This is a genomic window from Enterococcus sp. AZ040 (genome assembly GCF_050499185.1).
Classification (GTDB): domain Bacteria; phylum Bacillota; class Bacilli; order Lactobacillales; family Enterococcaceae; genus Enterococcus_D; species Enterococcus_D entomosocium.
This window is the reverse complement of the sequence record NZ_JBMHEW010000001.1, coordinates 317,279-344,023: the sequence shown is the minus strand read 5'-3', so window position 1 is coordinate 344,023 and position 26,745 is coordinate 317,279. Positions and strand designations below refer to the sequence as shown.

The 26,745-nt window shown below is 43.7% G+C and carries 24 protein-coding genes; 7 read left to right on the top strand and 17 right to left on the bottom strand.

Annotation, left to right across the window (positions count from 1 at the left end; genetic code table 11):
* Positions 1–10: 10 nt before the first annotated feature.
* The 8 genes from IGK63_RS01645 to IGK63_RS01610 form a co-directional block, all read right to left on the bottom strand.
* The gene (locus tag IGK63_RS01645; protein ID WP_280517192.1) at positions 11–1,432 is read right to left on the bottom strand and encodes a peptidoglycan DD-metalloendopeptidase family protein; all 1,422 of its coding nucleotides are present in this window, start codon (positions 1,430–1,432) and stop codon (positions 11–13) included.
* 222 nt (positions 1,433–1,654) lie between these two features.
* A complete protein-coding gene (locus IGK63_RS01640) occupies positions 1,655–3,949 on the bottom strand; it encodes a glycoside hydrolase family 65 protein (protein WP_016611471.1) in 2,295 nt (764 codons plus the stop codon).
* A gap of 13 nt (positions 3,950–3,962) precedes the next feature.
* A complete protein-coding gene (locus IGK63_RS01635) occupies positions 3,963–4,976 on the bottom strand; it encodes a LacI family DNA-binding transcriptional regulator (protein WP_005232441.1) in 1,014 nt (337 codons plus the stop codon).
* A gap of 219 nt (positions 4,977–5,195) precedes the next feature.
* The gene (locus IGK63_RS01630; protein ID WP_005232443.1) at positions 5,196–5,843 is read right to left on the bottom strand and encodes a DUF624 domain-containing protein; all 648 of its coding nucleotides are present in this window, start codon (positions 5,841–5,843) and stop codon (positions 5,196–5,198) included.
* A gap of 62 nt (positions 5,844–5,905) precedes the next feature.
* On the bottom strand, positions 5,906–7,471 hold the full coding sequence (locus IGK63_RS01625; protein WP_061053650.1) for an extracellular solute-binding protein: 1,566 nt from the start codon (positions 7,469–7,471) through the stop codon (positions 5,906–5,908).
* Positions 7,472–7,482: 11 nt separating this feature from the next.
* The gene (locus IGK63_RS01620; RefSeq protein ID WP_005232446.1) at positions 7,483–8,370 is read right to left on the bottom strand and encodes a carbohydrate ABC transporter permease; all 888 of its coding nucleotides are present in this window, start codon (positions 8,368–8,370) and stop codon (positions 7,483–7,485) included.
* 9 nt (positions 8,371–8,379) lie between these two features.
* On the bottom strand, positions 8,380–9,339 hold the full coding sequence (locus IGK63_RS01615) for an ABC transporter permease (protein WP_016611473.1): 960 nt from the start codon (positions 9,337–9,339) through the stop codon (positions 8,380–8,382).
* Between the two features lie 319 nt (positions 9,340–9,658).
* Positions 9,659–11,020, bottom strand: a complete 1,362-nt coding sequence (locus IGK63_RS01610) for a citrate/2-methylcitrate synthase (RefSeq protein ID WP_016611474.1) — start codon at positions 11,018–11,020, stop codon at positions 9,659–9,661.
* A gap of 235 nt (positions 11,021–11,255) precedes the next feature.
* Between IGK63_RS01610 and acnA the strand changes: the two genes are divergently transcribed.
* The 4 genes from acnA to IGK63_RS01590 all read left to right on the top strand — a co-directional run bounded on the left by acnA (position 11,256) and on the right by IGK63_RS01590 (position 16,799).
* Positions 11,256–13,952, top strand: a complete 2,697-nt coding sequence (gene acnA / locus IGK63_RS01605) for an aconitate hydratase AcnA (RefSeq protein ID WP_005232449.1) — start codon at positions 11,256–11,258, stop codon at positions 13,950–13,952.
* Positions 13,945–15,195 carry an NADP-dependent isocitrate dehydrogenase gene (icd, locus tag IGK63_RS01600; protein WP_016611475.1) on the top strand — a complete coding sequence of 417 codons (1,251 nt, stop codon included), beginning with the start codon at positions 13,945–13,947 and terminating at the stop codon, positions 15,193–15,195. The genes acnA and icd overlap by 8 nt, the downstream gene beginning before the upstream one ends.
* 104 nt (positions 15,196–15,299) lie before the next feature.
* The gene (locus IGK63_RS01595) at positions 15,300–16,154 is read left to right on the top strand and encodes a helix-turn-helix domain-containing protein (RefSeq protein ID WP_016611477.1); all 855 of its coding nucleotides are present in this window, start codon (positions 15,300–15,302) and stop codon (positions 16,152–16,154) included.
* A gap of 105 nt (positions 16,155–16,259) precedes the next feature.
* The gene (locus IGK63_RS01590) at positions 16,260–16,799 is read left to right on the top strand and encodes a biotin transporter BioY (RefSeq protein WP_005232455.1); all 540 of its coding nucleotides are present in this window, start codon (positions 16,260–16,262) and stop codon (positions 16,797–16,799) included.
* Between the two features lie 91 nt (positions 16,800–16,890).
* Here the strand turns inward: IGK63_RS01590 and IGK63_RS01585 are convergent, their stop codons facing one another.
* The 6 genes from IGK63_RS01585 to IGK63_RS01560 form a co-directional block, all read right to left on the bottom strand.
* Positions 16,891–17,457: a nucleotidyltransferase family protein gene (locus IGK63_RS01585; RefSeq protein WP_008376325.1), complete on the bottom strand. Its 567-nt coding sequence runs from the start codon at positions 17,455–17,457 to the stop codon at positions 16,891–16,893.
* Positions 17,458–17,487: 30 nt separating this feature from the next.
* Positions 17,488–18,237 (bottom strand): 3-oxoacyl-ACP reductase, encoded by a 750-nt coding sequence (locus IGK63_RS01580; protein ID WP_005232459.1) that lies wholly within the window; start codon positions 18,235–18,237, stop codon positions 17,488–17,490.
* Positions 18,234–18,455, bottom strand: a complete 222-nt coding sequence (locus IGK63_RS01575; RefSeq protein WP_005227147.1) for a DUF2829 domain-containing protein — start codon at positions 18,453–18,455, stop codon at positions 18,234–18,236. Before IGK63_RS01575 ends, IGK63_RS01580 begins: the two co-directional genes overlap by 4 nt.
* Positions 18,456–18,540: 85 nt before the next feature.
* Entirely contained in the window at positions 18,541–19,434 is an 894-nt protein-coding gene (locus IGK63_RS01570; RefSeq protein WP_005232461.1) for a metallophosphoesterase, read from the bottom strand.
* Position 19,435: 1 nt separating this feature from the next.
* The gene (locus IGK63_RS01565) at positions 19,436–19,813 is read right to left on the bottom strand and encodes an iron-sulfur cluster biosynthesis family protein (protein ID WP_005232463.1); all 378 of its coding nucleotides are present in this window, start codon (positions 19,811–19,813) and stop codon (positions 19,436–19,438) included.
* Positions 19,814–19,828: 15 nt separating this feature from the next.
* Entirely contained in the window at positions 19,829–20,398 is a 570-nt protein-coding gene (locus tag IGK63_RS01560; RefSeq protein WP_005232465.1) for a GNAT family N-acetyltransferase, read from the bottom strand.
* Positions 20,399–20,505: 107 nt separating this feature from the next.
* Between IGK63_RS01560 and IGK63_RS01555 the strand changes: the two genes are divergently transcribed.
* Positions 20,506–20,958 carry a YueI family protein gene (locus IGK63_RS01555; RefSeq protein ID WP_005232467.1) on the top strand — a complete coding sequence of 151 codons (453 nt, stop codon included), beginning with the start codon at positions 20,506–20,508 and terminating at the stop codon, positions 20,956–20,958.
* Between the two features lie 14 nt (positions 20,959–20,972).
* Entirely contained in the window at positions 20,973–21,392 is a 420-nt protein-coding gene (locus IGK63_RS01550) for a hypothetical protein (RefSeq protein ID WP_005232469.1), read from the top strand.
* A 70-nt stretch (positions 21,393–21,462) separates the two neighbouring features.
* On the opposite strand, the gene gshAB is transcribed toward IGK63_RS01550, so the two are convergent.
* Positions 21,463–23,727: a bifunctional glutamate--cysteine ligase GshA/glutathione synthetase GshB gene (gene gshAB, locus IGK63_RS01545; RefSeq protein WP_016611481.1), complete on the bottom strand. Its 2,265-nt coding sequence runs from the start codon at positions 23,725–23,727 to the stop codon at positions 21,463–21,465.
* A 244-nt stretch (positions 23,728–23,971) separates the two neighbouring features.
* On the opposite strand from gshAB, the gene IGK63_RS01540 reads away from it, so the two are divergent.
* Positions 23,972–24,340, top strand: coding sequence for a BlaI/MecI/CopY family transcriptional regulator (locus IGK63_RS01540; RefSeq protein WP_005227140.1), 369 nt, complete (start codon positions 23,972–23,974; stop codon positions 24,338–24,340).
* A gap of 282 nt (positions 24,341–24,622) precedes the next feature.
* Here the strand turns inward: IGK63_RS01540 and ftsY are convergent, their stop codons facing one another.
* Entirely contained in the window at positions 24,623–25,915 is a 1,293-nt protein-coding gene (ftsY, locus tag IGK63_RS01535; RefSeq protein ID WP_016611484.1) for a signal recognition particle-docking protein FtsY, read from the bottom strand.
* Position 25,916: 1 nt separating this feature from the next.
* Positions 25,917–26,735 (bottom strand): Cof-type HAD-IIB family hydrolase, encoded by an 819-nt coding sequence (locus IGK63_RS01530; RefSeq protein ID WP_005227138.1) that lies wholly within the window; start codon positions 26,733–26,735, stop codon positions 25,917–25,919.
* Positions 26,736–26,745 lie beyond the last annotated feature (10 nt).

Genomic DNA, 26,745 nt, shown 5'->3' with positions numbered 1-26,745 from the left:
TTATTCTTTGTTATTTTGACAAGGCATCTAATGGATCAATCAGTTGATGCCGGGCTAAACTAGGTGAAAGACTAACTTCAAAATGCAAGTGAGGACCTGTACTGTTCCCCGTACTTCCCATGGAAGCAATCACTTCGCCTTGTTCGACCGTTTGACCGACTTCCACTAAATTGCGATGATTGTGCGCATACAATGTCGTCAGCCCATCTTTGTGCTCGATAGCAACATAATTCCCCCATGAAGAATGATACTCTGAGCGGATCACCGTTCCTGAAAGACTAGCCATGATCGGCGTTCCTTGCGGGGCGGCGAAGTCCACTCCACGATGAAACCCATTGCCTCGCGGACCAAAGACAGAAGAGACAACTGGATTGCTGACAGGATAGATCATCTGTTCGCTGCCTGTCGGTAATTCTGGTTTCTCTTTGTCATAACTCGTCAGAGCATATGCTTCGATCAGCGCATTTAGCTTCTCATTGTATTGTGTATCTGATGCATAACGCCCGGTCAGATATTCCGTGGCATCTTCATAAGACTCCGTTTCTGATTTCCAAACACCTTTATAAAAATTCGGATTGTGGTCCAATCCTTCTTTCAACAATTTCGCATAATCTTTCAAAGAAGATTCGATACTGTCATATTGGCGAAACGTGGCATGAACTGTGTATAAATTACCGGAACCATCGTCTTCTTGCGTTTGGAAGGAAATTCCATTCCCTTCATAAAGTCCCTTAATACCAAATAGGTTATAAAAAGGCTCCTGGCTCAGACGACTTCTTCCGCTACCAGACTCTAAAATCGCTTGTGCAATCATGACCGATGCGTAAAGATCTTCTTCTTGTCCAACTTTACGAGCATCTTCTCCAATCTCCATAATAAAGTCCCACGTTTCTTTGACTGGCGTGACTTCAAATTTTGCTGGCTCATCTTCTTGCGGCGGCGTTACCGTCAACTCTGGTACGTTCGGTACTTCTTTGATGTCAGGCGAAGGCTGGCTTGGTGTTGATTCTTGCTCTGGATTTGGTGTTGTCTCTGGTTCTGGGTTTGGTGCTGGCTCTTCTGGTTCTGGCGCCGGCTCAGGTGTTGGTTCTGGCTCTGGATTCGGCTCTGGATCAGGATTTGGTGCCGGTTCTTCTGGTGTTGGTTCTGGCGTCGGGGTTGGTTCCGGTTCTGGCAATGGTTCTGGTGTTGGCTGTTCAGGAACAGGTGTTGACTCTCCTGGAACTACTTCGCCGTTTTCTCCTGGTACCGTTGCGGCATCTTCAGGGACCAAGCCCATTGTTGGCCCGTTCACTCCCGGAACCGTTGACTCAGCTGTATTTTGACCAGCAGTAGACTCGCTCGTTAAAACAGCCGCAGCCGCTGATACTGGCAGCAATGTTGAAAATTGACTGGTAATAATGGCAATTGCCATCCATTTCTTTATTTTCATTCGTGAACTTTCCTCCTTTATTCCTCCCTCTATCATACAAAAAATGCAAGAAACTTTGTAATCAATTTTTGCATTCCTATATGAAAAAGGAGAAATACTTGATATTTTGCTACTCTTTCCTATCTTTAATTACGCACAAAAAGTTCCTCTTGCTTGCAAAAAAACAAAAAACAACGGTGCTTTTCTTCACCGTTGTTTTTATGCGAATGAGGGCTAAGAAATTCAGACGCTTCTTTTCGTTGATCGCTCAATGACGATGGGGTTTTGAGTAAGCGTCAGTTTCTTTTGATAAACTTGTAGTTGAATAGCTCTACCCTTTATTAGCGAAATTTTGATTGACTGATGGGTGACTGACACGTCAATCAAACATTGGTTATACGTAATTTTGAATGTATATTTTTTCCAGTCAACTGGAATTGTGGGGGCTAGTTTTATTCCTTCCCTATCAGTTCTCACGCCACCAAATCCATAGACAATATTCATCCAAGCTGCAGCAATCGAAGTCATATGCAATCCTTCACGAGTATTACGATTGAAATTATCCAGATCCATTCTAGTGGCAAATTCAAAAAAATGATATGCTTCATTTTCCATTCCCAATTCTGCCGCCAAAATAGAATGGATCGAAGGTGACAGCGAGGATTCGTGAATCGTCCTTGGTTCATAGTAATCATAGTTGATTTGCTTTTCCGCTTTCGGAAAAGATTGGTTATACAAGAAAAGAAACATTAAGACATCTGGTTGTTTGATCATATTGTTACGATAGATGCGATCATAGGACCAATGATCATAAAGCGGGAACTCTTCGATGGGAATCGAGCGGATATCCACATGAGGTAATTTGAAAAAACCATCATGTTGTTCAAACAAACCATACTCCGTTTTTAAAATAAGCATTTCTTTGCTACAAATTTGCCAGTAGCCAATCTCCTTTTCACTCAAACCATGCGCTGATAGAAGTGTACTATATCTAGTTTCATTACTCGTTTTCAATTTTTTCAATACCTCTACAGTATAATCGAATGTTCTTTTCGCCATATAATTTGTATACGTATTGTGGTTTACCATCATCTGAAATTCATCTGGTCCCATCACCCCAAAAAAGCCAAATTCACCTTCTGGAGACCAATCACCTCTAGAAGCCAAAAAGCGTGAAATTTCAATCAACATTTCGATCCCGTGTCCATACAAAAATTCAGTATCTTTCGCTACCTGCATGTAATGCCAGATGCCATAAGCAACAGCGGTGCTTGGCTGAAATTGAAGGCTTGCATGCTGCCAAAGATCGCTGGCTTCGTTCCCATTCAATGTAGCGATGGGATAACAAGCTCCTTGGCAATCAAGCTGGCGTGCTCGTTTTTTGGCTTCCAGCAAAGTATGATAGCGAAATTCTAATAAATTTTTTGCTGCATCAAGATTTGTCAATAAGTAAAAAGGAAGGCAGGACGTTTCCGTATCCCAAAAAGCATGTCCACCGTATGCTTCACCAGTGAGCCCTTTCGCACCAATATTATGACTAGGATCTTGACCATGGTATGTTTGATGTAGCTGAAAGATGCAGTAGCGAATCCCCTGTTGATTACTTGGATCACCATCGATTTGGATGTCTTCCTTAGCCCAAACGTTTTGCCAATAGGTGCGACTCTTTCGTTCCATCTCATCAAAGGAAAGACTTTTTTCCAGATCGGTGAGACAATGTTGTTTTAGTTGATTTAAATCAAGTCCGGTTTTATCGGCAATATTTACAGCATTTCGGTTTACTTGAAAGTTCATCCCTTCTTCTAGTTTAACGTTAAACTTACGGCCGATAAATTTATCCCTTTCCACAAGTTGCGTGTCGAGGGACTCAGTGGCGGATAGAGAAAAGCCAGCATAAATTGTTTGCTTAGTACTTCTTGTTTCTGCTGCTAAAAAAGCATGCCTATTTGAAGATTCTTTTTCTCGTTCCACCCAAAAATTTTGACCTTCAGATAGATGGCTCGTGGCAAAGTCAATCCCCATCAAAATTGAGATGGATGGACTACCTTCAATAACTTTTAACGAGATCTGCTGATACCCTAATGATACCGTTGCTCTATCTAGTGAACGTTCAAAAGTCACCTTTAATTTGATATCCTTCTCAGGTTTCCAATAAAAACTACGAGTCAAGATACCTGTTCTAAGATCAAGTCGTCGTTGAAAAGATTCGATATCTGAATAAGCTAAGTCAAGTAACACCTCACCACACCAAATTCTGGTATATAGCCAATCGACCGCATTGACCATAAAATGACTCCTCGAAATGATCCCCTTATACTTCACACGGTTTTCCTTAGGACTATTTTCGTAGATTCCATTGAAGTAGCTACCTAGCAATCGTTCTCCCGAGTACCCTTCTTCAAAATAACCACGGATGCCCATATATTCATTTGCTAAAGAAAAGATCGACTCGGACACTTCACTTCGTTCTTTATCAAACCCTTCTTCTGAAATAATCCACGGATCGACCGTATAGTATCTATCTGCAATTTTCCCCATAACACGTTCCTTTCTAGTATGTTGTTTTTCTGACAATCAATTTCCCATTGAGTAATGTGATTTGCGGTTCATTCGAATGATTATCAATGATATTAACCAAGGTAGTCATAGCTGCTTCCCCTTTTTTAATCTGATCTAATCTGATCGTAGTTAACGGAGGATCATTTAAAGCTGCATAACGAATATCATCAAAACTGATGATCGACAGTTTCTTTTCATAAAAAATAGTTTCTTGTTTTAGTTTATGAATAAACTTGATCGCTAAATAGTCTGCTGTAACGAGCACTGCTTGAAACTTTTCTATGCTGCTGATCATTGTTGCTTGTTGTTCTTCTGTATACTCTAATCCCTCATCAGGCTTTATACCAAAATCCTGCAAAGCCTGATGATAGCCTAGATACCTTTGTTGAATAACCGATGTCTTTGATTGATCGAATTCATAGGACAAAAAGCCGATCTTAGTCAGCCCTTTTTCAAGTAAAAATGCAGTTGCTTCATATGCCGCTTTTTGATCATTCGTATTGATAAAAAAACTATTCGGATAGTCCGTGATTCGATTGAAAACTTCATCCTCTAGATGCGTATCAATGAAAACGATTGGGACCTGGACAATCCGATTGACTTCTTCGAATAATTCTTGACTAAATCCTACTGCAATAAACCCATCAAATTTCCAATTTTTCTGTAATTCTCCAATATCATCTGTTTTGGTCACGCTATGGACGAGTGTAAAAAAGCTGTGCTCTTTCGTCACTCGCTGTATGCCATCTAGAACTTCTGTCACAAAAGGGTCCGCAAAGTCCAAATTTTTTTGATCTGAAAAATACAGTACCCCAATTAAACGAGAAGAAGATTTGACTAACGCTCGTGCATTCATATTTGGTGAATAATTATATTTTTTTATGATCCCTTCGATCATCTCTATCTTATCTTGGGACACACGGTGCGCTTTTTTATTTATAACATTCGAGACTGTCGTCACACTGACCCCTGCTTCTTCTGCAATTTTTTTAATTGTAATCCTCATGCGCTTTGTCCTTTCGATAGTACTTGTTTTTCCTTATTATACCGCATTGTCGAGAAGCATCAATCAAAGGATAGCCGACAAGAACGGGTACATTTTGTTAGAACAATGACAATTTAAGAAAGTGGACTCTTTCATCCTTGAGTTCTTCTTGCGCTCTCTATTTTATAGGACAAAGGGGCACAGCACATGGATCAAGTTCTCTAGCTAACTACGGACTCATCAAATTTCTTGGGGTTCAGCGATGGTTCGCTCAGTCTTTTGATACATTTTTTTTAAGAGCAGATTATTGATCAATGAAGTCATGGCGAACCCACCAAACGTATAAACGTAAATAGCAGTCAACAATCTTTCGGGGCTACTCAAGCTAAAATACATCAGCAAACTATTAAAGAGCAACAGCAAACCCGCTTGTTTTCCATTTTGAATCGCTATCAGCAAACAGTTTTTGATACTACGCCACACACCATCTTCATATCTACCAATATAAGAAAATAGCATGACAAACAATAATAAGAGACAGACGATGAAAGGGAATAAAATGGCTAAGCCAATCACCCTAAAGACTATATCTTGAAGGGTAAACAAATAGAAATTGAGTGAAAAGATCGTTGTAAAAAAAAGAATACCTACCCAAATAATTGTTGCTTCAAAAAAATCCCTTTTTATCGTAGAAAAGTAGTGTCGCACAAGCCCTTCTTCTTGCCCCGCCAGTATTTTTTGCCAACAAGTGTTCATGGCTGTCAAAGAGACGCCGATTGTAAGGATCGGCAGACTAGTAAAAAGAAATAAGCCGTTAAGCAAGCATATATCGGTAATCCTTGTTAATCCTTTCATCAATGGCGTATCAAATCGAAACAAAGTTTTCATGTATACTCCTTTCACCTAGAATAGGAAGGCTGAAGCAGTATTTCTACTTCAGCCCGCACGATCTAATTTATAATTGCTGAGTATCGATCAAAGGCATCGTTTTGGATTCCCATAAACTCTTCGATCCCCATTGCGTTCAATTGTTCCAGATAGCTCTCCCATTCTTCTTCAATTCCGCCTTCTACTACCCATTTGGCAGCCATTTGCGAAGCATAAGAACTAATATCTACATAAAGTGCTGACAACCGAGCCAATTCTTCTTGCGAGTAAATCACATTCGGAAATGCAGGTTGGACGTATTGATTGATTTCACTATCAAGAATCAATTTCAATCCATCCCCTTGTGTTTCATCAATCGTCACACGCTCATTAAATTGATCATCCACATATTTTGGTCCAAAATCGCGCAATGAATTGATCCAAGCCCATTCATCAGCTGATTTCCCATCCTGTGGTGGTAAAACTGTATACTGGTCCCCGTTTTTCTCAACCCCAACACCAAATGAGCCATAAAAGGTTTGAATACTTGCATCATCTGTATAGAATTGATCAGCCCACTTTAAGAGCTCAGCAGGATTTTCACAACTCGTTGTTATCATAAACTCATTCCGACCGTAGTTATAATGATCTGGATCAGATATGACATAGCGTTGTCCATCTGGTCCTTTCAATGGTGGTAGTGCAACATACTCCTCAGCATGTAAGCCAAACGTTGCATCCGCCGTCCAGCCAGCAGCCACCCCTACAAGAGCGGTATCTTTATTCATTCGTTTCGCATCACTCATGGATGTATCTTGGGTAAACAATTCTGGATCAATTAACCCAGCTTGATACGCCTCACTCATCCAAGCAATGCCATCACGATAGGTTTCTTCCATGCGTAAGTAGATTGGTTTTCCATCCTTCATTGACATTTCGTACGTATTGTCAGCTCCAAGCCGATTGTTAAACGGTAAAATGAATGAGAAGGTTTCACTAAAGTTTCCGACACCATACGGAATCTCATCCGTTGCATCTCCATTTCCATTGGCGTCCTCCTCTTTAAAAGCTGTTAAGACATCAATAAAGTCTTCATAGGTATCAGGCATCTCCAAGCCAAGATTATCAAGCCATGTTTGATTGATAAATAGTTGGTTCGCAATGAGCGGACGCATTGGTAATTTTTTCGGCAAGCTATAGATATGCCCGTCTGGTGATGTAATCATTGCTTTAATTTTCGGATCTTCCGACATGATACGAGTAAGATTAGGCATGTTTTCTGCAATCAAGTCTTCTAATGGAATAAACACATCTTGGTTTTGTGCTATTTCTGCATCATTAAAGGTGATTGACCCTAAAAAGGCATCAGGCAAATCGCCCCCAGCCATCAATACAGACTTTCTCTCACCCCAATCTGCTGAAAGATGAATATCCCATTCGATTTGAATCCCCGCTTTTTCTTCTGCATCTTCTAAAAAGCCTTTTGTAAAATCATCTCCCCAGTCTGACCAGCGAACAGTGGTGATTTTAAATTGATTCGTGTCACTTCCTTGCTCCTCTACCGCCCCTTCATTTCCACAGCCAGTCATCATCACTAAAATTCCTAAAGAACAAAACAAATACCTCCATTTAAACTGTTTCATCATCATTCCTCCATTTTTTATTCTTTCAACGCGCCGATCATGACACCTTGATTAAAATACTTTTGTAAAAACGGGTATAACATCATAATTGGTGCTGTAGATACGACAATTGCTGCATATTTCATCATGTCTGCCGTTGCTCTTAGCTCAGATGCAAGTTCTCCGGTTGCTTGTGTTTGTAGTAATTGATTACTTATTAGTAACCGTCTAAGTATCAATTGCAATGGTTGTAGATTGTCATTGGTCAAATAAATCAATGCATTGAACCATGAATTCCAAATACCAACTGCTGTCCATAAACCGATAACAGCCAATATCGCTTTTGAAAGTGGCAGTACCATACTAAAGAAATAGCGGATCGTTCCACAACCATCAATTTGAGCTGCTTCCCATAAGCCAGCAGGAATACTATTGTTGAAGAATGTTCTAGCTACGATGATATTGTAACTAGATACTGCAAAAGGAATGACCATTACCCAAAACGTATCTAAGAGACCAACATTCTTGATCGTTAAGTAAGTCGGGATCAAGCCGCCCGAAACGAACATGGGAATAATAAACAATAAAGCCAGCCATTTCCTACCGTGCAAATCTTTTCTAGATAAGGCATAACCAGCGGGGATATTAACGAATAATGCGACAGCGGTTCCTACGATAGTATATAAAATGGTATTCAAGTAGCCTCGCCAGAATAAGGTCTGCTCGAATAAGCGGATATACCCATCTAATCGCCATTCATTTGGCCACAACCAAACATTCCCATTCCCGACATCCGCTGGATCACTAAAGGAAGCAATGATCACAAACCAAAGCGGATAAATGATTAGAAGGATCAACAAAATGGCTACCCCATAAACAAAGAAATCGAATATCCTTTCAGAACCAGTTTTCTTACTTTTTTTCATAATCTCCTCCTAAAACAACCCAGTTTTCGTCAAGCGTCTCGACAATGCATTCACTAATATCAATATGATTATATTGATCACTGTATTAAATAAGCCGATAGCAGTTGAATAACTATATTGAAAGTTTATTAACCCTACTTTATAAACATATGTGGAGATAATTTCGCTTCCTGCTAAATTCAAAGCATTTTGCAACAGCAACACTTTTTCAAACCCAACACTCAATAAACTGCCCGCTCTTAATATAAGCAAGATCATTGCGGTGGGAAGAATCAGTGGTAAATCAATGTACTTGATTTTTTGCAGTCTTGTGGCACCATCCATAGTCGCAGCCTCGTAGTAAGTGGGATCGATCGCTGATAAGGCCGCTAAATAAATAATGCTGTCCCATCCAACATGTTGCCAGACATCACTCCAAACATATACGCTTGCAAAACTTCCTGGCTGAGAAAGCAAAGAAGGCAATTCTATGCCAACAAGCCGCATGAGGTTGACAATCAAACCATTGGTAGGTGATAGAAACAAGATCAACATCCCGCACATAACCATTGTAGAAATGAAGTGAGGTAAATAGGTGGTGACTTGGAAAAACTTCTTGAATTTTTCTACACGAATTTGATTGCAGAGAATTGCTAATGCAATTGGCAATGGAAAGCCGACAATCATACTGTAGAGGGAAATAGTTAGTGTATTTCTAAGGGTTACTCCAAATTGAAACGAATTAAAAAATTGAGAAAAATGCTTAAAACCAACCCATGGACTTCCAAAAATACCCAGTGACGGAGTGTAATCTTTAAATGCAATTACTAAACCATACATTGGAATATAGGTGAATATGACTAATAAAATCAAAGCTGGAGCTAATAAGACGTACAAAGAAAGACTATTTTTCATTTTATTCTTGTGAAAATTTGCGTTGCTTTTTTTTTGCACATGTAACCCTCCTACAAAGAAAATCATTCTTTTCATTTTTTGTTTTACGGTAGAGATAGGAAAAAAGTAACTACTCCTCCAAATAGCCTTTCGTCTACTATAGAACGAATGTTAAACAATCATTGGCCACGTATCCTGATTGTTTTTTTACTTAGAAGTCAATCAATTTTTTTGTCTGTCTCTTGAAGGTTTAACGTTAAACTATAAGACAAAGTTTAACGTTAAACTTATTTCTTGTCAACGCTTTCATTAATAAAAAACAACAAACTTCTTCTGAGTAATTGGATGGTCTTATAAGCACTAGGATTTTGAACAAAACAAAAACAGCAGCGAGCTTCCTCCCTGCTGTTTTGATCTATCTTGACTCTATATCGATATATTCCCGATCATTTGACACTTCTTTGTAGGCGGGACGCATGATTTTTTGTGCGTTGACCAGCTCTTCGATCCGATGGGCGGACCAGCCGACGATCCGCGCGATAGCAAACATTGGTGTATACAGTTCTTCTGGCAGATCCAACATGTTATAAACAAACCCGCTGAAAAAGTCGATATTGGCACTGACTCCTTTGTAGATTTTGCGCTTTTCATTGATGACTTGAGGAGCAATACGTTCGACCATCGTATACAATTGATATTCTTGCCAAGCTTCTGATCCTTTTTCTTGGGCCAATTTTGCCACATAATTTTTAAAAATCGCCGCACGGGGATCGTTGTCGCTGTATACCGCGTGGCCCATGCCATAAATCAATCCTTTACGGTCAAACGCTTCTTTATCTAAGACTGCTTCCAAATAGCTGCGGATCGCCTGTTCATCGGTAATATCAGCAACGTTGCGCTTCAAATCTCCCATCATTTCTGTCACTTTGATATTAGCACCACCGTGTTTAGGCCCTTTCAAAGAACCTAGCGCTGCAGCAATCGTTGAATAGGTATCCGTCCCACTGGAGGTAACGACTCGTGTCGTAAAGGTCGAATTATTCCCGCCGCCATGTTCCATATGCAAAACCAGTGCCATATCCAATGTTTGGGCTTCTTGGAAGCTATATTCTTTCGTTGGACGCAGCATAGTCAAAATCGTTTCAGCTGTACTCAACTCTTCGGTCGGGCGGTGGATATACATACTCTCCCCTTGATTGTAATGATTGTAGGCATGATAGCCGTAGATTGCCAAGAGCGGAAAGACACTGATCAGCATCAGACTTTGTTCCAATACATTTTCAATGCTGATGTCATCTGCTTGTGGATCGTAACTTGCCAGTGTCAAGATACTGCGAGATAAACTATTCATGATATCAGAAGAAGGTGCTTTCATAATGACGTCACGAACAAAATTGGTCGGCAAAGTACGTTTTTCTGCTAATAGGCAATGAAATGCCGCAAGTTCTGTTTTGTTTGGCAGTTCGCCGAAAAGTAATAAATATGCAATTTCTTCAAAGCCAAAACGTTTTTCATTGACGAACCCTGCTACTAACTCATTGATGTCAATTCCGCGATAACGCAGCTCGCCACAAGCTTCAACTGGCTTGCCGGCAATGATTTTTTCTGGATAAATGGTGGAGATCGTCGTAAGACCTGCTAAGACCCCCGTGCCATTTAAATCCCTCAGTCCACGCTTTACATCATACTCTGAATAAAGATTCATATCTATCAAATTGTATTTCTGACATTGCGATGCAAGATAGGACAATTTCTCTTTCTTTTCTAATCTTTCCACGGTGATGTTACCTCCAATCTTTCTACAAACTATCGACTATAATGTTATTTAACCGTATACAAACATCGTTAAAATAGTCATCCTATAAAATCGTTGCTTTTTAACAAACTTTCACACATTATAGCACGATGTTTAGAAAATGAAATATTTTTCATAAATTTAATTGATTTTTTAAATTATCAACGTATAATTATTCCTGATAAGTACGATTATCTTCGTAAAAAGGAGGATTCTTATGAAGTGGCAAACTCAACTCACCGTCAATGACACGCAATACACGTATATTGACTTAGCGAAAATCACCCAAGACTTAGGGGCTGATTTATCTCGCTTGCCCTACTCCATTCGAGTTTTATTGGAAAGTGTTGCTCGTCATCAGGACGAGGAAATTACAGAGGATTATTTACCATTTTTAGCGAATTGGCAGGCAGAAAGCCCTACCGGTGTCGTGCCATTCAAACCAGAGCGGGTCGTCTTGCAAGACTTTACTGGGGTGCCTGCAGTTGTTGATCTGGCTGCCATGCGGGATGCGATGGTCGCTTTAGGCGGTGCCGCAGAAGACATCAATCCTGAGATCCCCGTCACACTCGTCGTCGACCACTCTGTGCAAGTCGATCAAGCCGGTACGCCTGGGGCGATCGCTTTTAATACGGAGCGGGAATTTGAACGCAACGCAGAACGCTATCAATTCTTGAAATGGGCACAAGGTTCTTTCGACAATTTCGAAGTCGTTCCGCCTGAAACAGGGATCATTCATCAAGTCAACATCGAATCATTGTCTGATGTGATCTTGCAAAAAACACACGAAGACCAACGTCTGCTGTTTCCTGATACATTGCAAGGAACCGATTCTCACACCACGATGATCAACGGTTTGGGGGTCCTCGGTTGGGGGGTTGGCGGTATTGAAGCGGAAGCTGCGATTCTTGGCGAACCTTCTTTCTTTCCTACACCTGAAGTCATCGGGGTGAAATTTATCAACGAGATGCCTGCAGGTACCACAGCAACCGATTTAGCACTAAAAGTAACCGAAGTGCTGCGGATCGAAAAAGTGGTTGGAAAATTTGTCGAATACTTTGGCCCGGGCTATGGTCATTTGAGCTTAGCCGATCGGGCGACATTAGCGAACATGGCCCCTGAATATGGTGCCACTTGCGGTTTTTGTCCGATCGACCAAGAGACCTTGAACTACTTGGCAACGACCGGGCGCTCCAGCGAGCTGATCGAACTCGTTACCGCTTACGCCAAAGCCAACCATTTCTTTTATGATGAAACGACCGTGCCGACCTATACTAAGGCGATCACCATTGATCTAGCAGAAGTTCAGCCGGCATTAGCGGGCCCCAAACGCCCGCAAGATCGGATTTTGCTTCCAGCAGTCCGTCAGGATTTTGAACAATCAGTCACAGCAGCCGTTGGTCCCAAGGGCTTTGGACTTTCGGAGGATGAATGGCAAAAAGAAGCCAGCGTTACTTGGCCAGATGCTGCAGCAGACAAATTAGAGACCGGCGATATCGTTTTGGCGGCGATCACTAGCTGTACGAATACTAGCAATCCTTTCGTCATGCTCTCTGCAGGCTTATTGGCCAAAAAAGCCATTGAAAAAGGTTTGACCGTCCCTCGTACGGTCAAAACCTCCCTTGCACCTGGTTCCCAGATCGTGACCACCTATTTGCAAAACAGTGGTCTGCTGCCGTATTTAGAGCAACTCGGCTTTTATTTAGTGGGCTACGGTTGTACCACCTGTATCGGAAATTCCGGTCCTTTAGAAGCGCCGGTCGCTGAAGCAATTGAGGCGGAAAATCTACTGGTGGCGTCGGTTCTGTCAGGCAATCGGAATTTTGAAGGAAGAATCCATCCACAGATCAAAGCCAATTATTTGGCTTCGCCGCCGTTAGTTGTTGCCTATGCGATCGCTGGCAGCACTCGCAAAGATCTTACAAAAGAACCATTAGCTATCGTCAATGACGAGCCGGTGTATTTGTCTGATATTTGGCCTAGCAATGAAGAAGTCAATGCTTACGTTCAAGAATACGTCGGACCAGAAGCATTTCGCGCTGCCTATGAGCATCTTTTTGATGCCAATGAACGCTGGAATGCGATCGAAACCACCACGAGCGCATGTTATGAATGGGAGGAACAATCTACTTACATTGCTCATCCGCCCTACTTTGAAACATTGACCAAAGAATTGCCTAAACCAGATGTCTTAGCCGATCTGAAAGTCTTGGCAAAATTGGGTGATTCCGTCACCACTGACCATATTTCTCCTGCCGGCAGCATCAGTATGGATTCAGCAGCTGGAAAATTTTTACAAGAAAAAGAAGTTCCATATCGTGAATTCAATTCCTTTGGTTCGCGGCGCGGCAATCATCAGATTATGATGCGGGGGACTTTCGGCAACATCCGTCTGCAAAACCAGCTGGTTCCTGGCAGTACTGGCAGTGTCACGCATTATTTTCCAACTGGGGAAACCTTGTCGATATTTGATGCCGCTATGAATTACCAAAAAGCCGGCCAAAGCTGTATCATTTTAGCCGGTAAAGATTATGGCATGGGTTCTTCTCGCGACTGGGCCGCCAAAGGAACACAATTGTTAGGCGTTAAAGTCGTTTTAGCAGAAAGCTTCGAACGGATCCATCGCAGCAACTTGGTCATGATGGGGATCATTCCTCTTGAATATCTGGCTGGTGAAAGTGCCGCCTCTTTTGCTTTAGATGGCAGCGAAACATTCTCGATTGCTTTGCCAGAAGAGCCAGCGGTCAAGCAGCTGGTCGAAGTCACTGCGCAACGGACCGACGGAGGGACTGTCTCCTTTATGACCCGTCTACGCTTTGATGCCCCTGCAGATATTCGCTATTGGAAGCATCAAGGAATTTTGCCAATGGTCATTCGAAAAAAAGCGGAATTAGGAGGAGCTGCCCATGTCTAACCAAACAACCCATGAAGCAACGACGATCACCATTCCTTACATTGCAGGAGACGGCATCGGTGCCGAGATTTGGCAGGCTGCGCAACCTGTGATTGATGCAGCTGTGAATAAAGCTTATGACAATCAGCGCCACATCGAGTGGCTGGAAGTTTTAGCTGGAGAAGCCGCCTTTGAACAGACAGGGGAATGGCTACCGCAAGCAACCATCGATACGATCAAGGCCCAGCAATACGCCTTGAAAGGACCGTTGACTACCCCGATTGGCGAGGGCTTTCGCTCCTTGAATGTCACCTTACGGCAGACCCTGGATCTTTATGCCTGTGTCAGACCTGTTCGCTATTTTACAGGGGTCCCTTCGCCTTTAAAACAGCCAGAAAAAACCGATATGGTGATCTTTCGAGAAAATACTGAAGATGTTTATGCTGGCATCGAATTTGCCAAAGACGACGACGCAACACAGCGTTTGATCCAGACACTGCAAGCAGACTTTGCCGTCAAGGCGATTCGTTTTCCTAAAACTGCCGCTATTGGCATCAAGCCGATCTCTTTAGAAGGCAGTCAGCGCTTGATCGCTGCTGCCATTGAGTATGCGATTACTCAAAAGCGGCCCACGGTGACACTGGTGCATAAAGGCAATATCATGAAATTTACAGAAGGCGGATTTAAAAACTGGGGCTATCAGCTTGCAGAAACCACGTACGCCGACCAGTGTTTTACAATGAATCAATACAACAAAATCAAAGCAGAAAATGGTTCAAAGGCAGCCGAAGCCGCCCTTGCCTCGGCAAAAACGGCTGGAAAGATCGTTGTTAACGATGTGATCGCCGACAACTTTTTACAGCAGATCCTTTTGTATCCAGAAAAATTCGATGTCATTGCCACTTGTAATTTGAACGGCGACTACATTTCTGATGCACTCGCTGCACAAGTTGGCGGCATCGGGATCGCCCCCGGCGCCAATATCAACTACGATACTGGGGCAGCCATCTTTGAAGCTACCCACGGAACGGCACCGGATATCGCGGGACTTGGCAAAGCCAATCCTTGTTCCCTGTTGCTATCGGCGTGCATGCTATTAGAACATTTGAACTGGCCGGAAGCTGCTGCAATACTGACGCAAGCCATTGAACAAGCCTTGCAAAGTCAGCACGTCACTGCCGACTTCGCACAGTTGATGCCCGAAGCCGTCTGTTTAACGACACAAGCGTTTGGTGAATACCTCCTTCAGCTGATCCATTCGTAAACTCAAGCTGTGATTGAGTCGGCATTTGCCTGCTCAATCACAGCTTGATTGCGTTTTCACCTTTTGAGAAACTATACTTAGAGCATGAAAGGGGGAATTCATTTATGAGTGAATTCAACATGAGAAAAATTGGTCAGCAGATCGCTACCAAACGCAAAGAAAAAAATCTGACCCAAAGCAACTTGGCCGACCAATTACTTGTCAGCTATCAAGCGGTCAGTAATTGGGAGCGGGGCAACTCACTGCCGGACATTGAAAAATTGCCGCAGCTAGCGGCGATTTTAGGCCTATCGATCGATGAGCTGTTAGGGAAGCCAGCAGCTGCGGTTCAACATTATCAAGCAGGAACCGCGCAGCCAAAAGAAATCGCCGAACTAGCTCCGCTGATCAAACCGCAAGAACTATCGGCACTGATTCAAGAAGAACCGTTTCAAGAATCTTCTTTAGACCTAGACTTATTGCCTAGACTAGCTCCTCATTTGAATAGTGCTGACTTGCAGCACTTGCTTAATGGCGCCGAAAATATCCCAGAAGATGTCATGGAAGAACTCTTGCCGTTTTTGAAAAAGCCCCAAATAGAAGAGATCCTTAAAGGCAACCACTATTCCATGGCTTTTTGGGAAGAGGCGGCGCCCTTTTTAACCCCCAACTTTTTGGCGGGAGAAATCAAAGGCTGGCTTGAACCCCCTGACTTTCGCTTTTCTGAGATTGAAGAACTGCTTCCCTTTTTACCTGCACCGTATCTGGATGAACTCCTGCTGACGGCCCTGGAACAGCCAAACGTTACCGCATCAGAACGCTTGTCTTATGATGAAATCGAAGAACTGCTGCCGTTTCTGACAGAAGCAACGATCTGCCGGCTTGTTCAAGCACTGCCCTTCTCAACAGATGAATTGGAAGAAATCGCCCCTTTCCTCTCCTCAAAGAACTTACTTGTCCTATTAAAAAAAGGACACTAAAAAAACAAGATTCTTCTTTACTTTTGGTAAACCACCGTTTATAATTTCGTTAACCAAATAAATCTTTTTTAGGTTAACGAAATTATTACTAGAGAGAAGGATTCGATGAAATTATCATTACGTGAACAAATCCATGCCGCATTATTTGCGATCATTATTGCTGGTCTTTCCCAATTGACGATTCCGTTCGGTTTGATCCCATTGACAGGACAAACCTTTGCGATTGGACTGGCGGTGACTTTCCTCGGCACGCGAACAGGAACGATGGCGATCATCATCTACTTGCTGTTAGGATTGATCGGTTTGCCCGTTTTCGCTGGTTTTTCCAGCGGTGTCGGTGTTTTGTTAGGACCAACCGGAGGCTATTTAGTCGGCTTCCTCTTTAACGGATTGCTTACTGGATTGGTCGTAGAAAAAACGGCGTTTCGCTACACAGGAGCAGTGATCGGCAATATTGTCGGTGCGCTGGCAACTTTGTTGTTTGGTACATTATGGCTGAAATGGAGCACTGGCATGGCATGGCCGGCGGCTTTTAACGGTGGTTTTGTTTTGTTTATTATCCCCGGGATCATCAAAGCCGTTGCCGCAGCTTATCTAGGTATCTTTTTAAGAAACCGCTTGGCGCAACGACTGGCTTTGCGTTAATAAAAAACACTCGCGTCATATGCAGCGATTCCCATCAGTTAGCTTTTTCGTCTAACTTTTGGAAATCGCCACATCACGCGAGTGTTCTTTTTTAGTTGTCGATCTCTTCAATCAACAACTGCGGCCAAACTTTCTGCCACTGCTTCATCGCTTGGCGTTGTCGGTAAACCGCAAGGTACTGGTCATTTTGGGCGAAATGCGGTGTTGGACGCACCCGAAAACTGCAAACATCCTGCCAACCGAAAGGCGCCATCAATTCAATCTCGCCTTGTTTCATTCGTGCCGCCACCGCTGTACAACGCTCTGGAAACTTCGTTAAAGCATCGAAGGTACTTGTATAAGTGGGTTCCTCGGCAAAGTTGTGCTGGTGCATCAACGCTTGGTTTCGAACCTCCCAAGGAAATTCGGGAAACGAACGGCGCAGTTGCGCTTCGATCGCTGCTGTTTCTTCTAAGCTTACAGTCGGATCATAAAACACGACATCAATATCGGTTATCGGCACCTCCGCTATTTTTCCGCTGAGAAAACCCCATAAATAATTCCGCAGGTACCCGGCACACAGCCAGCAATCCGGAAGCTGTAACGCTTCAATGATCGTAAGCAGTTGTCGACATTCACGATTTTTTGCAAACAAGTTCTGGATCGCTTGTTCCTTCATTGGCGTCCTCCTCTAATGGGCTCAGGCTAGTTATTTCAAGGTCCAACCACCGTCGATGGGCACGATCGCCCCCTGCAAGTAACTAGCTTGCGGGCTGGCAAGAAAAAGGGTCAGCGCTGCAACTTCTTCTGGTTGCGCCCAACGCTTGACCGGCGTCTCCTCTGCCACCCATTGCGCCATTTTTCCGTCACCGGCAAAATCAGCCGCATTCATCGGCGTTTGAATCGCACCTGGCGCGATGCCCTTCACCGAGATCCCTTGATCTGCAACATCCAATGCCAACTGTTTGGTAAACCCGACGATCGCGTGTTTTGCGGTTGTATAAGCGATCCCACCTCCACCTGCGACCATTCCAGCGATCGACGCCATATTAATGATCGTTCCGCCACCATTGGCTTGCATCAGCGGCAAAATTTCTTTCGTTAAATAAAACATGCTGGAGACATTGGTTTGAAATATCTCCTCCCACTCCATTGATGTCGTCTCAGCGATCGTATGATAGCCATCTAGTTTCCCGGCTGTATTCAACAAGATCGTCATGCCACCAAAGTGTGTAACACAAGCTTGGACCGCTGCAAGACAATTTTCTTCCACCGCTAAATCGCAACACGTGCCGAAAAAGCGGGGCTGGGCTAAAAGCGTATCAGGAAACGATTGGCAGTCAACCCCAAATACTTGAGCGCCTTCTGCAAGAAACGCCTCTGCTTGCGCTCTGCCGATGCCTGAAGCAGCTCCTGTGACAAACACAATCGTTTTGTCATCGATCCACGATGCTGTCATTCCACGATTTTCCAATCTTCCGCAAGAATGTCGCAAACAGTCGGTGCGAAACTCGAGAATCCCTCATCTGCTGTTTTGATCAAAAAGTAAGGGGTGACTGGGGCATTGTCGTACACTTCGCCTTCAACGAATGTCACATAAAGTTCAAAACCGCCCCAACCTTCACGGATGATTTTTTTGCCGGCTTTTAATTCTGGTAAGATTTCTTCAAATGTCATAATTTTTCTCCTTTGTGTTTTTCTTCTAATGGTTTAAATTGCTTGGAAATTCAATTACGAAAACAAGCAGGACTCGGTTGCTGCGCTAATACGGCAGTAGTGTGATCGCTTGCGCCAATTCTTCTAAAAGATGCGTCGTTTTATAGTCCTCAAATGCCTCATGATGGTTTCGCAGCAGCGTCCGAACTTTCGTTGGCGAATATGCTTCTGCTAAGTGATTTTCCATAACGAACCGGCGGGTCAACTGCCATTCATAATAGTAGCCGAAGGGGCGGCAATAGTAGCTGGTTCCCGCAAGTTCTTTTTTCTCAAAGCGTCGATGGGTATGCCCAAAGACAACTGCCCGAACATTGGCGTAGCGGTCGATCACTGCGCCAAAATCGGGCGACCCTAAAAACGCATTTAGGTGGTTCCAGCGGGCATACTTGCCGGTCTGACGAACAATAAACGCTTCTTGGGGCACAAAATGGGTAGAAAGAAGAATTTCTTGGTCTTGCGGCAAACGGGCCAATGTTTCCGCTAAACGCTCATTGATGGCTTGGCTGATTTCCTTATCCGATCCCTTTCGCTGAATCATGCGGTCATACCAAAACAAATTTTTCAGCCGCAAGATCTCAGATTCACTGGTCAGATCAGAATATTGGTAGTCATACCAGCCATTGATTCCCAACAGCAGTGTTTTTTCTGATAAGCGATACGTCTGAAAATTAAGAAAGGCGGGATCATCGAAAGCCTCGATCTCTTGTTCCGTCAAGTCCACCATTTCATGATTGCCCCAGTGAAAGGTCGTTGGCACCTGTCGACTTTGAAAAAATGCGACCACGTCTAATAGCCTTTGCTTTTTATTCGCCACATCTCCTGCCAGATGCAGATGGGTCACCTGATTTTGCTGCAAATAATCAGCGATCAGCTGCAGATGGGGGTCGAATAATTGGTTGATATCGACGTGCAAGTCGCTAATAACCGCCAGCGTGCCCATATCAGCGGCCTGCCGTCTGCTTTTCGATCCGTAACAATTGGACATCATTAGCTAAGATCCCGCTATTTCCCACCAATTGCAACCGTTGATAGGTCGGTTCCACCTGCATCCGAGTCTGTTCTTCTAAATACACCTGAGCCCCTTGCTTCAACCAAATCGTGCCTAAGGGTGTCGTTAAAGGGGTGTCGTAGATCGCCAATCCTTCTTCTGGATAGCTCTGTGGCACGATGATCAGGCGAAAATGGATGTCCAAACGGCAGGTGATCTCCGTTGCGGGAAACGGACCGACGCCGTCTTCAAAATCCAAATAGAGACGATCATCTGGCTGTACATAAGAGGTTATTTTTTCAATTGCTGCTGGCTCAATGTTCAGTTCCATGACGAGAGCCCTCCTTTACATAATACGTTTTTTCCATTCCTCCAGCGTGATGCCGCGCGTGACTTCATCGATGATTTCTTCACCCGATTTGCGGGCAGCTGGGATCGTTGCTTCCAATTTCATCCCAATTTTCTCCATGACCCGTCCAGACTTGGGATTTCGAGCATCATGTCGAGCAAAAATCCGAATCAATTCGAGTGTTTCAAAACCAAAATGCAGCAGTGTCATTGCCGCTTCTGGCATGATCCCTTGCCCCCAGTAATCGCGACTTAATGTATAACCAAGCTCAGCGATCTCTTTTTCAGATTCCACCCGTAAATCGATGGTCCCGATCATTTTGCCTGAGTCTTTTTCTTCGATCGCATATTTCCCTAAGGGTGCAGCAACAAAATACTCGGCAATGCGCAGTTTTGTTTCGTCAACCGACCCATGTCTAGCAAAGACGAAGGTCGTCGTTTCTTCATCATTTGCATAGGCAAACATGTCTGCTGCATCCGCCAAGGAAACGGGGCGCAAGAGCAGCCTCGGTGTCTCCAACCGCTGATTTTCTGCTAATAATAGCAAATGTCGTTCTTTTGTTGTCATAGGATCCCTACTTTCTATCAGAACTCTCTCACGATCGCACCCCTCTTTTGCTATTTGTTGGATATGCTATAATAAGCATAAGTAAACGCTTTGAGGAGGATACTTCAATGTCAGACGAATTAGAAAAACGCCTTGATACAGGAATGTATGGGACGCCTCGCGTCAACCCAGATGAACAGCGCAAGTATTTAGGCACGTTTCGTGAACGGTGTTATCTTAGTATGACAGTAACAGAAATGAAGAAGAAGGACAACCAGAAAACGCTCTTGAACGCCTTACCAGATTATCAAGGTGCGCTCGTGCTGCTCAACGGAAAATTGCCAGAATCGATCCAGACCGATTACATCACTTTACTGACCAAACAACAGATGGAATTTCGGATCGTCTCCGATGCCCAAGATGCCGGTCCAGACAGTATCGGCTTGCTGATTGCCGGGAAAGAAGCCGTCAATCAAGACGTCATCGATATCGAAAAAAAATACCCTGCAGCTGCCGCTCCATCAGATAAAGAGCACGAACAACCAGAGAAAACGTCATTTTGGAAACGTCTTTTCCATTAAAAGGAGGAACTATCATGGAACAATCAACACCGCCCTACCTTTCATTAAAGAAAGAACTGCTTGATGCTTTGGATTTGCATATCGATTTGTTGAAAACGGCCCCTACGATCGAATCGAGCCATCTGGATGGCGTATTGTTCATGATGCGCAGCTTGGGTTTTATGCTGGATCGCGCTCCGAAAGTACTCCTACTGGAGGATCAGAATGAAATGAACTTTATGATGTTTCAATATTATAGCCTCCTGTCGGAACTGAAGTACAATCTCGTTTTAAACTTTCCCTATGCCTCGATTCAAGGTGTACCGTTATTGACCTTGATCCAACGTTTTCCTACCACGTATGAAAAAGAAATGAAACAATGGTGGGAAGCCCGAACGGGTCTCAAGGTGGAAGAAACAAAACAAACGATTGAGATCGCTGCTTTTGAATCCTAATAAAAAGACTGCACACTTTCGAAGGGAATCACCTTCCAGAGTGTGCAGTTCTTTGCTCTCTAAGCTTCCATCAGCTTTCGAAGACTTCAGGGAACAACAGGCGTAAAACAGACATAGTTAAGCGTCGGCCTTTCCCGCTGTATGGATAAACGTGCATATGCATCGCTGGGTTGAAATTGGCTTCAATGATTCCATAAGCCCCCGGTTCATTGGCTGGCTTGGTTTTATCTGGAATAATCAGATCGATTCCACTGATAGACGCTTGTAATGCGGCGACCGCATCGACTGCTACTTGTTTGTAGTCATCGTTGAAGTCATCCGTTACATCGATAGAATCACCGCCAGTACTGATATTCGAGTTTTCTCGCAGATAAATGATCTGCCCCTCTTCTGGCACTGAATCCACTTGATACCCTTGCTCTTTTAACATCAGTTGTTCCAGTTCCCCTAATTGGATCAACTCTAATGGAGTCCGATGATGGGTGCCGCGCAATGGATCGAGATTTTTCTCTGCGACGAGTTCCGTGATCGTGCGCTTGCCGTCACCCACGACATTGGCTGGGATACGTAATAAAATCGCATCGACTCGCCCATCGATCACGAAGAACCGATATTCCGTCCCTGATAAAAAGGTCTCAACGAGGATCGAATCATCTTCCGCAAAGGCAATGGCGACCGCCGCTTGATAATCCTCTAAAGAGGCGCCTTCTTTGAAAATCGAGATACCGATCCCATAGTTGGTGGTTTTCGGTTTTACCACAAACCCGCTGTGGGCGATTTGCGGATAAAACGCGATCGCTTCTTCTGCCGAAGCGAATTCAGCACCACCTGGTACATGAAAGCCATTTTCGGCTAAGATTTTTTTGGTGACCGTTTTATTCGCCATGATCAATGGGACGATGTACTGATCCTTACTGGTCATATTGGCATTTTTAATATATTCGATGTGGTCTTTCACGGCTAATTTCAAGAACTGATCCGTTTCATCCAGTACCGTCACTTCGATACCTTTTTGGATCGCATCGAACAAGAGAATCTGGGTCGACAATTCCATTGCTCGAAAACCAGCCAATTGATACGGTTTTTCCCAAGCAGCTTGATGATACGATTGTCCCAGCAATGTTGCTGTCTGCGCTTGGCTGGTTGCTTGACTCGCTGAGAAAAGACGTCCAGCGAAGGTTCTTTCTGGTTCAGCCAGCATCTCAGAAAGCTGATCCAAAAATGGCGAATGCGGCAGCTCAAGGGCTTGGGCAAAGTCCATCATCTCAGCAATCAGTGCTTGCGCTTCTTGCTGATACGTTAATGGTGCTAAGGGATGCTCTAATGCGACCTGATCATTTTTCTGATTGCCTTCTTCGATCCACGCATCGGCATCGCTGCCTTCTTCTTTTGTACTTAAAAACAATAAGAAGAAATGTAAGAACGCGACTTGCTCTTTGGAAATGCCATAGCGGGCAAAGGGATCGATATCGATATTTCTTAACTCAATATAACGGATACCAGCTGAGGCTAGATCTGCGACCCGTTTTCCCCCACGTAAACGCACTGGCGCATAAAATTCTTTTTCTTCTGAAAGCTTTCCTGTCTCCACTAATTTGGCAATATCCGCAAGATAGGTCTCTAACGAAGCATAAGATACCTTGACGTCTTCGTGATTCGTGTAGCCATAACGGCTATTGCGAATACTGCGGACTGGTTCTTGCGGTCCGTTTTCTGTCGTAAAATAATTGGCTTCTGATGCAGGGGTCGCCCCAAAGAAATACGTCAAAAACCAGCGATAATGCAAATAATTGCGAGTTACTTTCAAATAAAGCGCCGTTTTAAAGGCTTGATAGCTTTCCTTCGTTTCAGATAAAGCATACAGTTGCTGCAAAAAGTCTTCCGCAAATTCAAAATTGAAATGTATCCCACTGACCATTTGCTTGCGGCGACCATAAGTTTTGGCCAAATAGCGGCGGTAGAGCACATCTTCAAATTGGTCTAATTTAGCAATGACGATGTCTTCTTCTTTTTCTGGTAAAGCCGGTGGCATGCTCAAAGGCCAGAGCATTTCTTCTGCTGCCATTGAACGATATGCCACATCGTGGATGGCCCCTAAGAAACGGAACAATTCATCCACTGAATCCGCGACCGGCGTGATCAGTTCCAGTTGATTTTCCGCAAAATCCGTTTGGATATAGGGATGGAAGCGCCGATTGCCTAGCTTTTCAGGATGATTCGTTCCAGCAAAGGTTCCGTCTAATCGTACCCGCTGTGCTTCTCGCTCAATCCCGTAACGCCCTTTCAATAAATAAGGAAAAAGCTCTTTATGTGATAATAATGTTTTTATTTTCATGCGAATGCCCTCTATGTTCTTCTACTATTTTTTTCTTAAATTCTGCTTCTTTCCATCTATTATAGTGAAAAATGGTGAAAAATGCAGAAATTTGCTCTTCACTTGTAATATCTCTTACTAAAATTACCAAGAATTTATAAAATACTTGAATAAATTTGATATTTACCTTCAAAATAAAGTATACTGCTTATAGAACAGTAAATTATTATGTCCATATTACTCTTTTTGAAAGGAAGAATAGTGAATGAAGCCACTTAATCTTACCAAACGCGAACGTCAAATCATGAATATCTTTTGGAATTCAGACAAACCTCTTTCTGCAAATGACATTGCTGTCCAACAGCAAGATCTAAGCAAGAATACCATTCAAGCAGTCGTACGTAAACTAAAAAACCACGACTTATTGAAAGTAGCAGATATCGGCTACAGCGGTACTGTTTTGACTCGGTTGTATTCTCCGAATGTGACCCAAGAAGACTTCTTAGCAGCAGAATTGTCTGATCAATCTTTATTGAATTTGATTACGAACTTTATCGAAACCAATAAAGATATCGATACGTTGAACAACTTGGAAAAAATGATCACTGAGCGCCAAGGGGAACTTAAGAAATAATCTTTCCCCCTCGTTCAACTCGTTGTATTCTGCCTGATACTTCCCAAAGTTTTTAGACAGCGCAGAAGAAAACGAATCGTTCAAACTGCTTTTCCTGATTTTTGGCAAAGTCGTGCATCGCTGTACCCACATTTGCCACGCCAAGTGTTCTCAGCTTTCCGTCACAAGTCAAGCTCATGGAAAGAGACGACGACCCGTTTTCTCTTCCCTTTGATCTCACAAAAGCAACAATAAAGGAGAGCCATGTGCAGGTATTTGACCTGACACAGGGCTCTTCTTTTTTTATTCTTTGATCAAGCCTTTGAATAAGCCGACGACAAATTCATTTGGATCAAATGGTTCTAAATCGTTGATGCCTTCTCCAAGTCCCACTAATTTGACTGGCAGCCGCAGCTCGTTACGGATCGCCAAGACGATCCCTCCTTTAGCTGTGCCATCAAGTTTGGTTAAGACGAGGCCAGAAACATCCGTCGTCTCTTTAAACTGTTTTGCTTGATTCATGGCATTTTGCCCCGTTGTTGCATCCAACACGAGCAAGACTTCATGAGGGGCCGTTGGGTCCACTCGCTGAATGATCCGTTTGATTTTTTCTAATTCGTTCATCAAATTGACTTTGTTTTGCAAACGGCCAGCTGTATCTACTAATAAAACGTCAGCATTTTCTCGTTTTGCGCGCTCCATCGCATCAAACACAACCGCTGCTGGATCGCCTCCTGCATTGCCACGAACGACTTCAACCCCAGCCCGTTCACCCCAGACCACTAATTGATCGATGGCACCGGCACGGAAAGTATCCGCTGCAGCCAATAAGACTTTCTTGCCTTCGGCTTTGAATTGATGGGCTAATTTCCCGATGCTGGTGGTTTTCCCAACACCGTTCACGCCAACAAATAAAATGACGGTCAACCCCGGTTGCATGTTCAACTCGTTGACTTCACCGACACCCGCTTCCCCATATAGGTCAACCAGTTTTTCGATGATGACATTTTGGACATCTGCCGTTTTCTTCACATTACGCAATTTGACTTCTTGTCTCAATGAATCCGCGATCTTCATCGCCGCATCAAAGCCGACGTCTGCGCCGATCAGCGTTTCTTCCACTTCTTCGAAGAAGTCTTCGTCCACCGTACGGAAGTTGGCAAACAATTCGTTCATCCGTTGCCCAAAGGTTTTCCGTGATTTCGTCAATCCTTTGGTGTATTTGTCCTGCACACTTTCCGTCTCTGGCGCTGCTTGAAGGATTGGTTCAGAAGCTGGTACTTCCTCTGATGGTGTATCCTTAGCCACTTCTTCTGGAATACTTGGTGCTTCTTCTCCTTTATTCGCTGTCGTTGCTTCTTGCTGCGGGGACACTTCCGCAGTTTCTTGCTCTGCCTCCAAATCACTGGAGTCGGCGGCTTCTGCAGGTGCCACTGGTTCTGAAGCGCCTTGTTCAGCAGGAGTTTGTGCTGGCTGGCTTTCTTCTAAACGCTGTGCCTCTGGTGAGTCAGCATCGACTAACGGTTTGTCGGTTTCTTGCTCTGCTTCTTTGGTTTCTCCAATCAGCGCTTTTTTGATTTTGTCAAAAAATCCCATCTTACGCACCTCCTTTTAAGACATATTCTTCAATCACTGCTGCCACACCGTCTTCTTGGTTTGAAACGGTAACAACGTCAGCCGCCTCTTTAATGATTGGCACGGCATTGGCCATCGCTACGCCAATCCCTGCATAGCGAATCATCGGCAAGTCATTTTCTTCATCACCGATCGCCATCACTTCTTCTTGCTTGATCCCTAAATCTTGCGCCAATAGGCTGATACCATAGGCTTTGGTGATTCCTTTAGGCATAAATTCCAACAGGTTATTCCGGCTTTTGATAATTTCATACTTCTCGCGGATCTCTGAGGAAATCTCAGGGATCTTAGGATCCAAGACTTCCTGATGGTAGGCGATCACCGCTTTATTATAGAGCATCGATTCATCAAGATCAGCTACGGCAAAAGGACGACAATCCAATAAAGGATTCAACGAGCCATAAATCGATGGATGCGCTGCTGAAGTGGGTAAACTCAAGACGATCTCTTCGGATACCACGTCTAGAGGCAAATTCAAGTCTTCCGCCACTGAAACCAATTCATGGATATCTGCCAGCTGCATCGCTGCTTTTTCAATGATCTCGCCAGTCTCATTTTTTTGAACCAAACCGCCGTTAAAGGTGATGCTATAGTCGCCGGGTTCTTTTAGCGATAATTCTTCTAAATAGGGGCGGATCGCCCGTAATGGACGTCCCGTACAAATGACGATTTTTACGCCTTGTGCTTTGGCACGAGCAAGTACCTCTTTGTTGCGAGGAGTCACTTCTTTTTTGTCATTCAATAACGTTCCGTCTAAATCGATCGCAATCAGTTTAATCATACCATTCCTC

Coding starts and splice junctions, on each gene's coding strand:
- IGK63_RS01625 (WP_061053650.1), bottom strand. CDS start 7,471: ATGATGATGAAACAGTTTAAATGGAGGTATTTGTTTTGTTCTTTAGGA.
- IGK63_RS01615 (WP_016611473.1), bottom strand. CDS start 9,339: ATGAAAAGAATGATTTTCTTTGTAGGAGGGTTACATGTGCAAAAAAAA.
- acnA (WP_005232449.1), top strand. CDS start 11,256: ATGAAGTGGCAAACTCAACTCACCGTCAATGACACGCAATACACGTAT.
- IGK63_RS01590 (WP_005232455.1), top strand. CDS start 16,260: ATGAAATTATCATTACGTGAACAAATCCATGCCGCATTATTTGCGATC.
- IGK63_RS01570 (WP_005232461.1), bottom strand. CDS start 19,434: ATGGGCACGCTGGCGGTTATTAGCGACTTGCACGTCGATATCAACCAA.
- IGK63_RS01595 (WP_016611477.1), top strand. CDS start 15,300: ATGAGTGAATTCAACATGAGAAAAATTGGTCAGCAGATCGCTACCAAA.
- IGK63_RS01555 (WP_005232467.1), top strand. CDS start 20,506: ATGTCAGACGAATTAGAAAAACGCCTTGATACAGGAATGTATGGGACG.
- gshAB (WP_016611481.1), bottom strand. CDS start 23,727: ATGAAAATAAAAACATTATTATCACATAAAGAGCTTTTTCCTTATTTA.
- IGK63_RS01645 (WP_280517192.1), bottom strand. CDS start 1,432: ATGAAAATAAAGAAATGGATGGCAATTGCCATTATTACCAGTCAATTT.
- IGK63_RS01565 (WP_005232463.1), bottom strand. CDS start 19,813: ATGGAACTGAACATTGAGCCAGCAGCAATTGAAAAAATAACCTCTTAT.
- IGK63_RS01580 (WP_005232459.1), bottom strand. CDS start 18,237: ATGACAGCATCGTGGATCGATGACAAAACGATTGTGTTTGTCACAGGA.
- IGK63_RS01585 (WP_008376325.1), bottom strand. CDS start 17,457: ATGAAGGAACAAGCGATCCAGAACTTGTTTGCAAAAAATCGTGAATGT.
- IGK63_RS01635 (WP_005232441.1), bottom strand. CDS start 4,976: ATGAGGATTACAATTAAAAAAATTGCAGAAGAAGCAGGGGTCAGTGTG.
- icd (WP_016611475.1), top strand. CDS start 13,945: ATGTCTAACCAAACAACCCATGAAGCAACGACGATCACCATTCCTTAC.
- IGK63_RS01530 (WP_005227138.1), bottom strand. CDS start 26,735: ATGATTAAACTGATTGCGATCGATTTAGACGGAACGTTATTGAATGAC.
- IGK63_RS01620 (WP_005232446.1), bottom strand. CDS start 8,370: ATGAAAAAAAGTAAGAAAACTGGTTCTGAAAGGATATTCGATTTCTTT.
- IGK63_RS01550 (WP_005232469.1), top strand. CDS start 20,973: ATGGAACAATCAACACCGCCCTACCTTTCATTAAAGAAAGAACTGCTT.
- IGK63_RS01540 (WP_005227140.1), top strand. CDS start 23,972: ATGAAGCCACTTAATCTTACCAAACGCGAACGTCAAATCATGAATATC.
- ftsY (WP_016611484.1), bottom strand. CDS start 25,915: ATGGGATTTTTTGACAAAATCAAAAAAGCGCTGATTGGAGAAACCAAA.
- IGK63_RS01640 (WP_016611471.1), bottom strand. CDS start 3,949: ATGGGGAAAATTGCAGATAGATACTATACGGTCGATCCGTGGATTATT.
- IGK63_RS01630 (WP_005232443.1), bottom strand. CDS start 5,843: ATGAAAACTTTGTTTCGATTTGATACGCCATTGATGAAAGGATTAACA.
- IGK63_RS01560 (WP_005232465.1), bottom strand. CDS start 20,398: ATGACAACAAAAGAACGACATTTGCTATTATTAGCAGAAAATCAGCGG.
- IGK63_RS01575 (WP_005227147.1), bottom strand. CDS start 18,455: ATGACATTTGAAGAAATCTTACCAGAATTAAAAGCCGGCAAAAAAATC.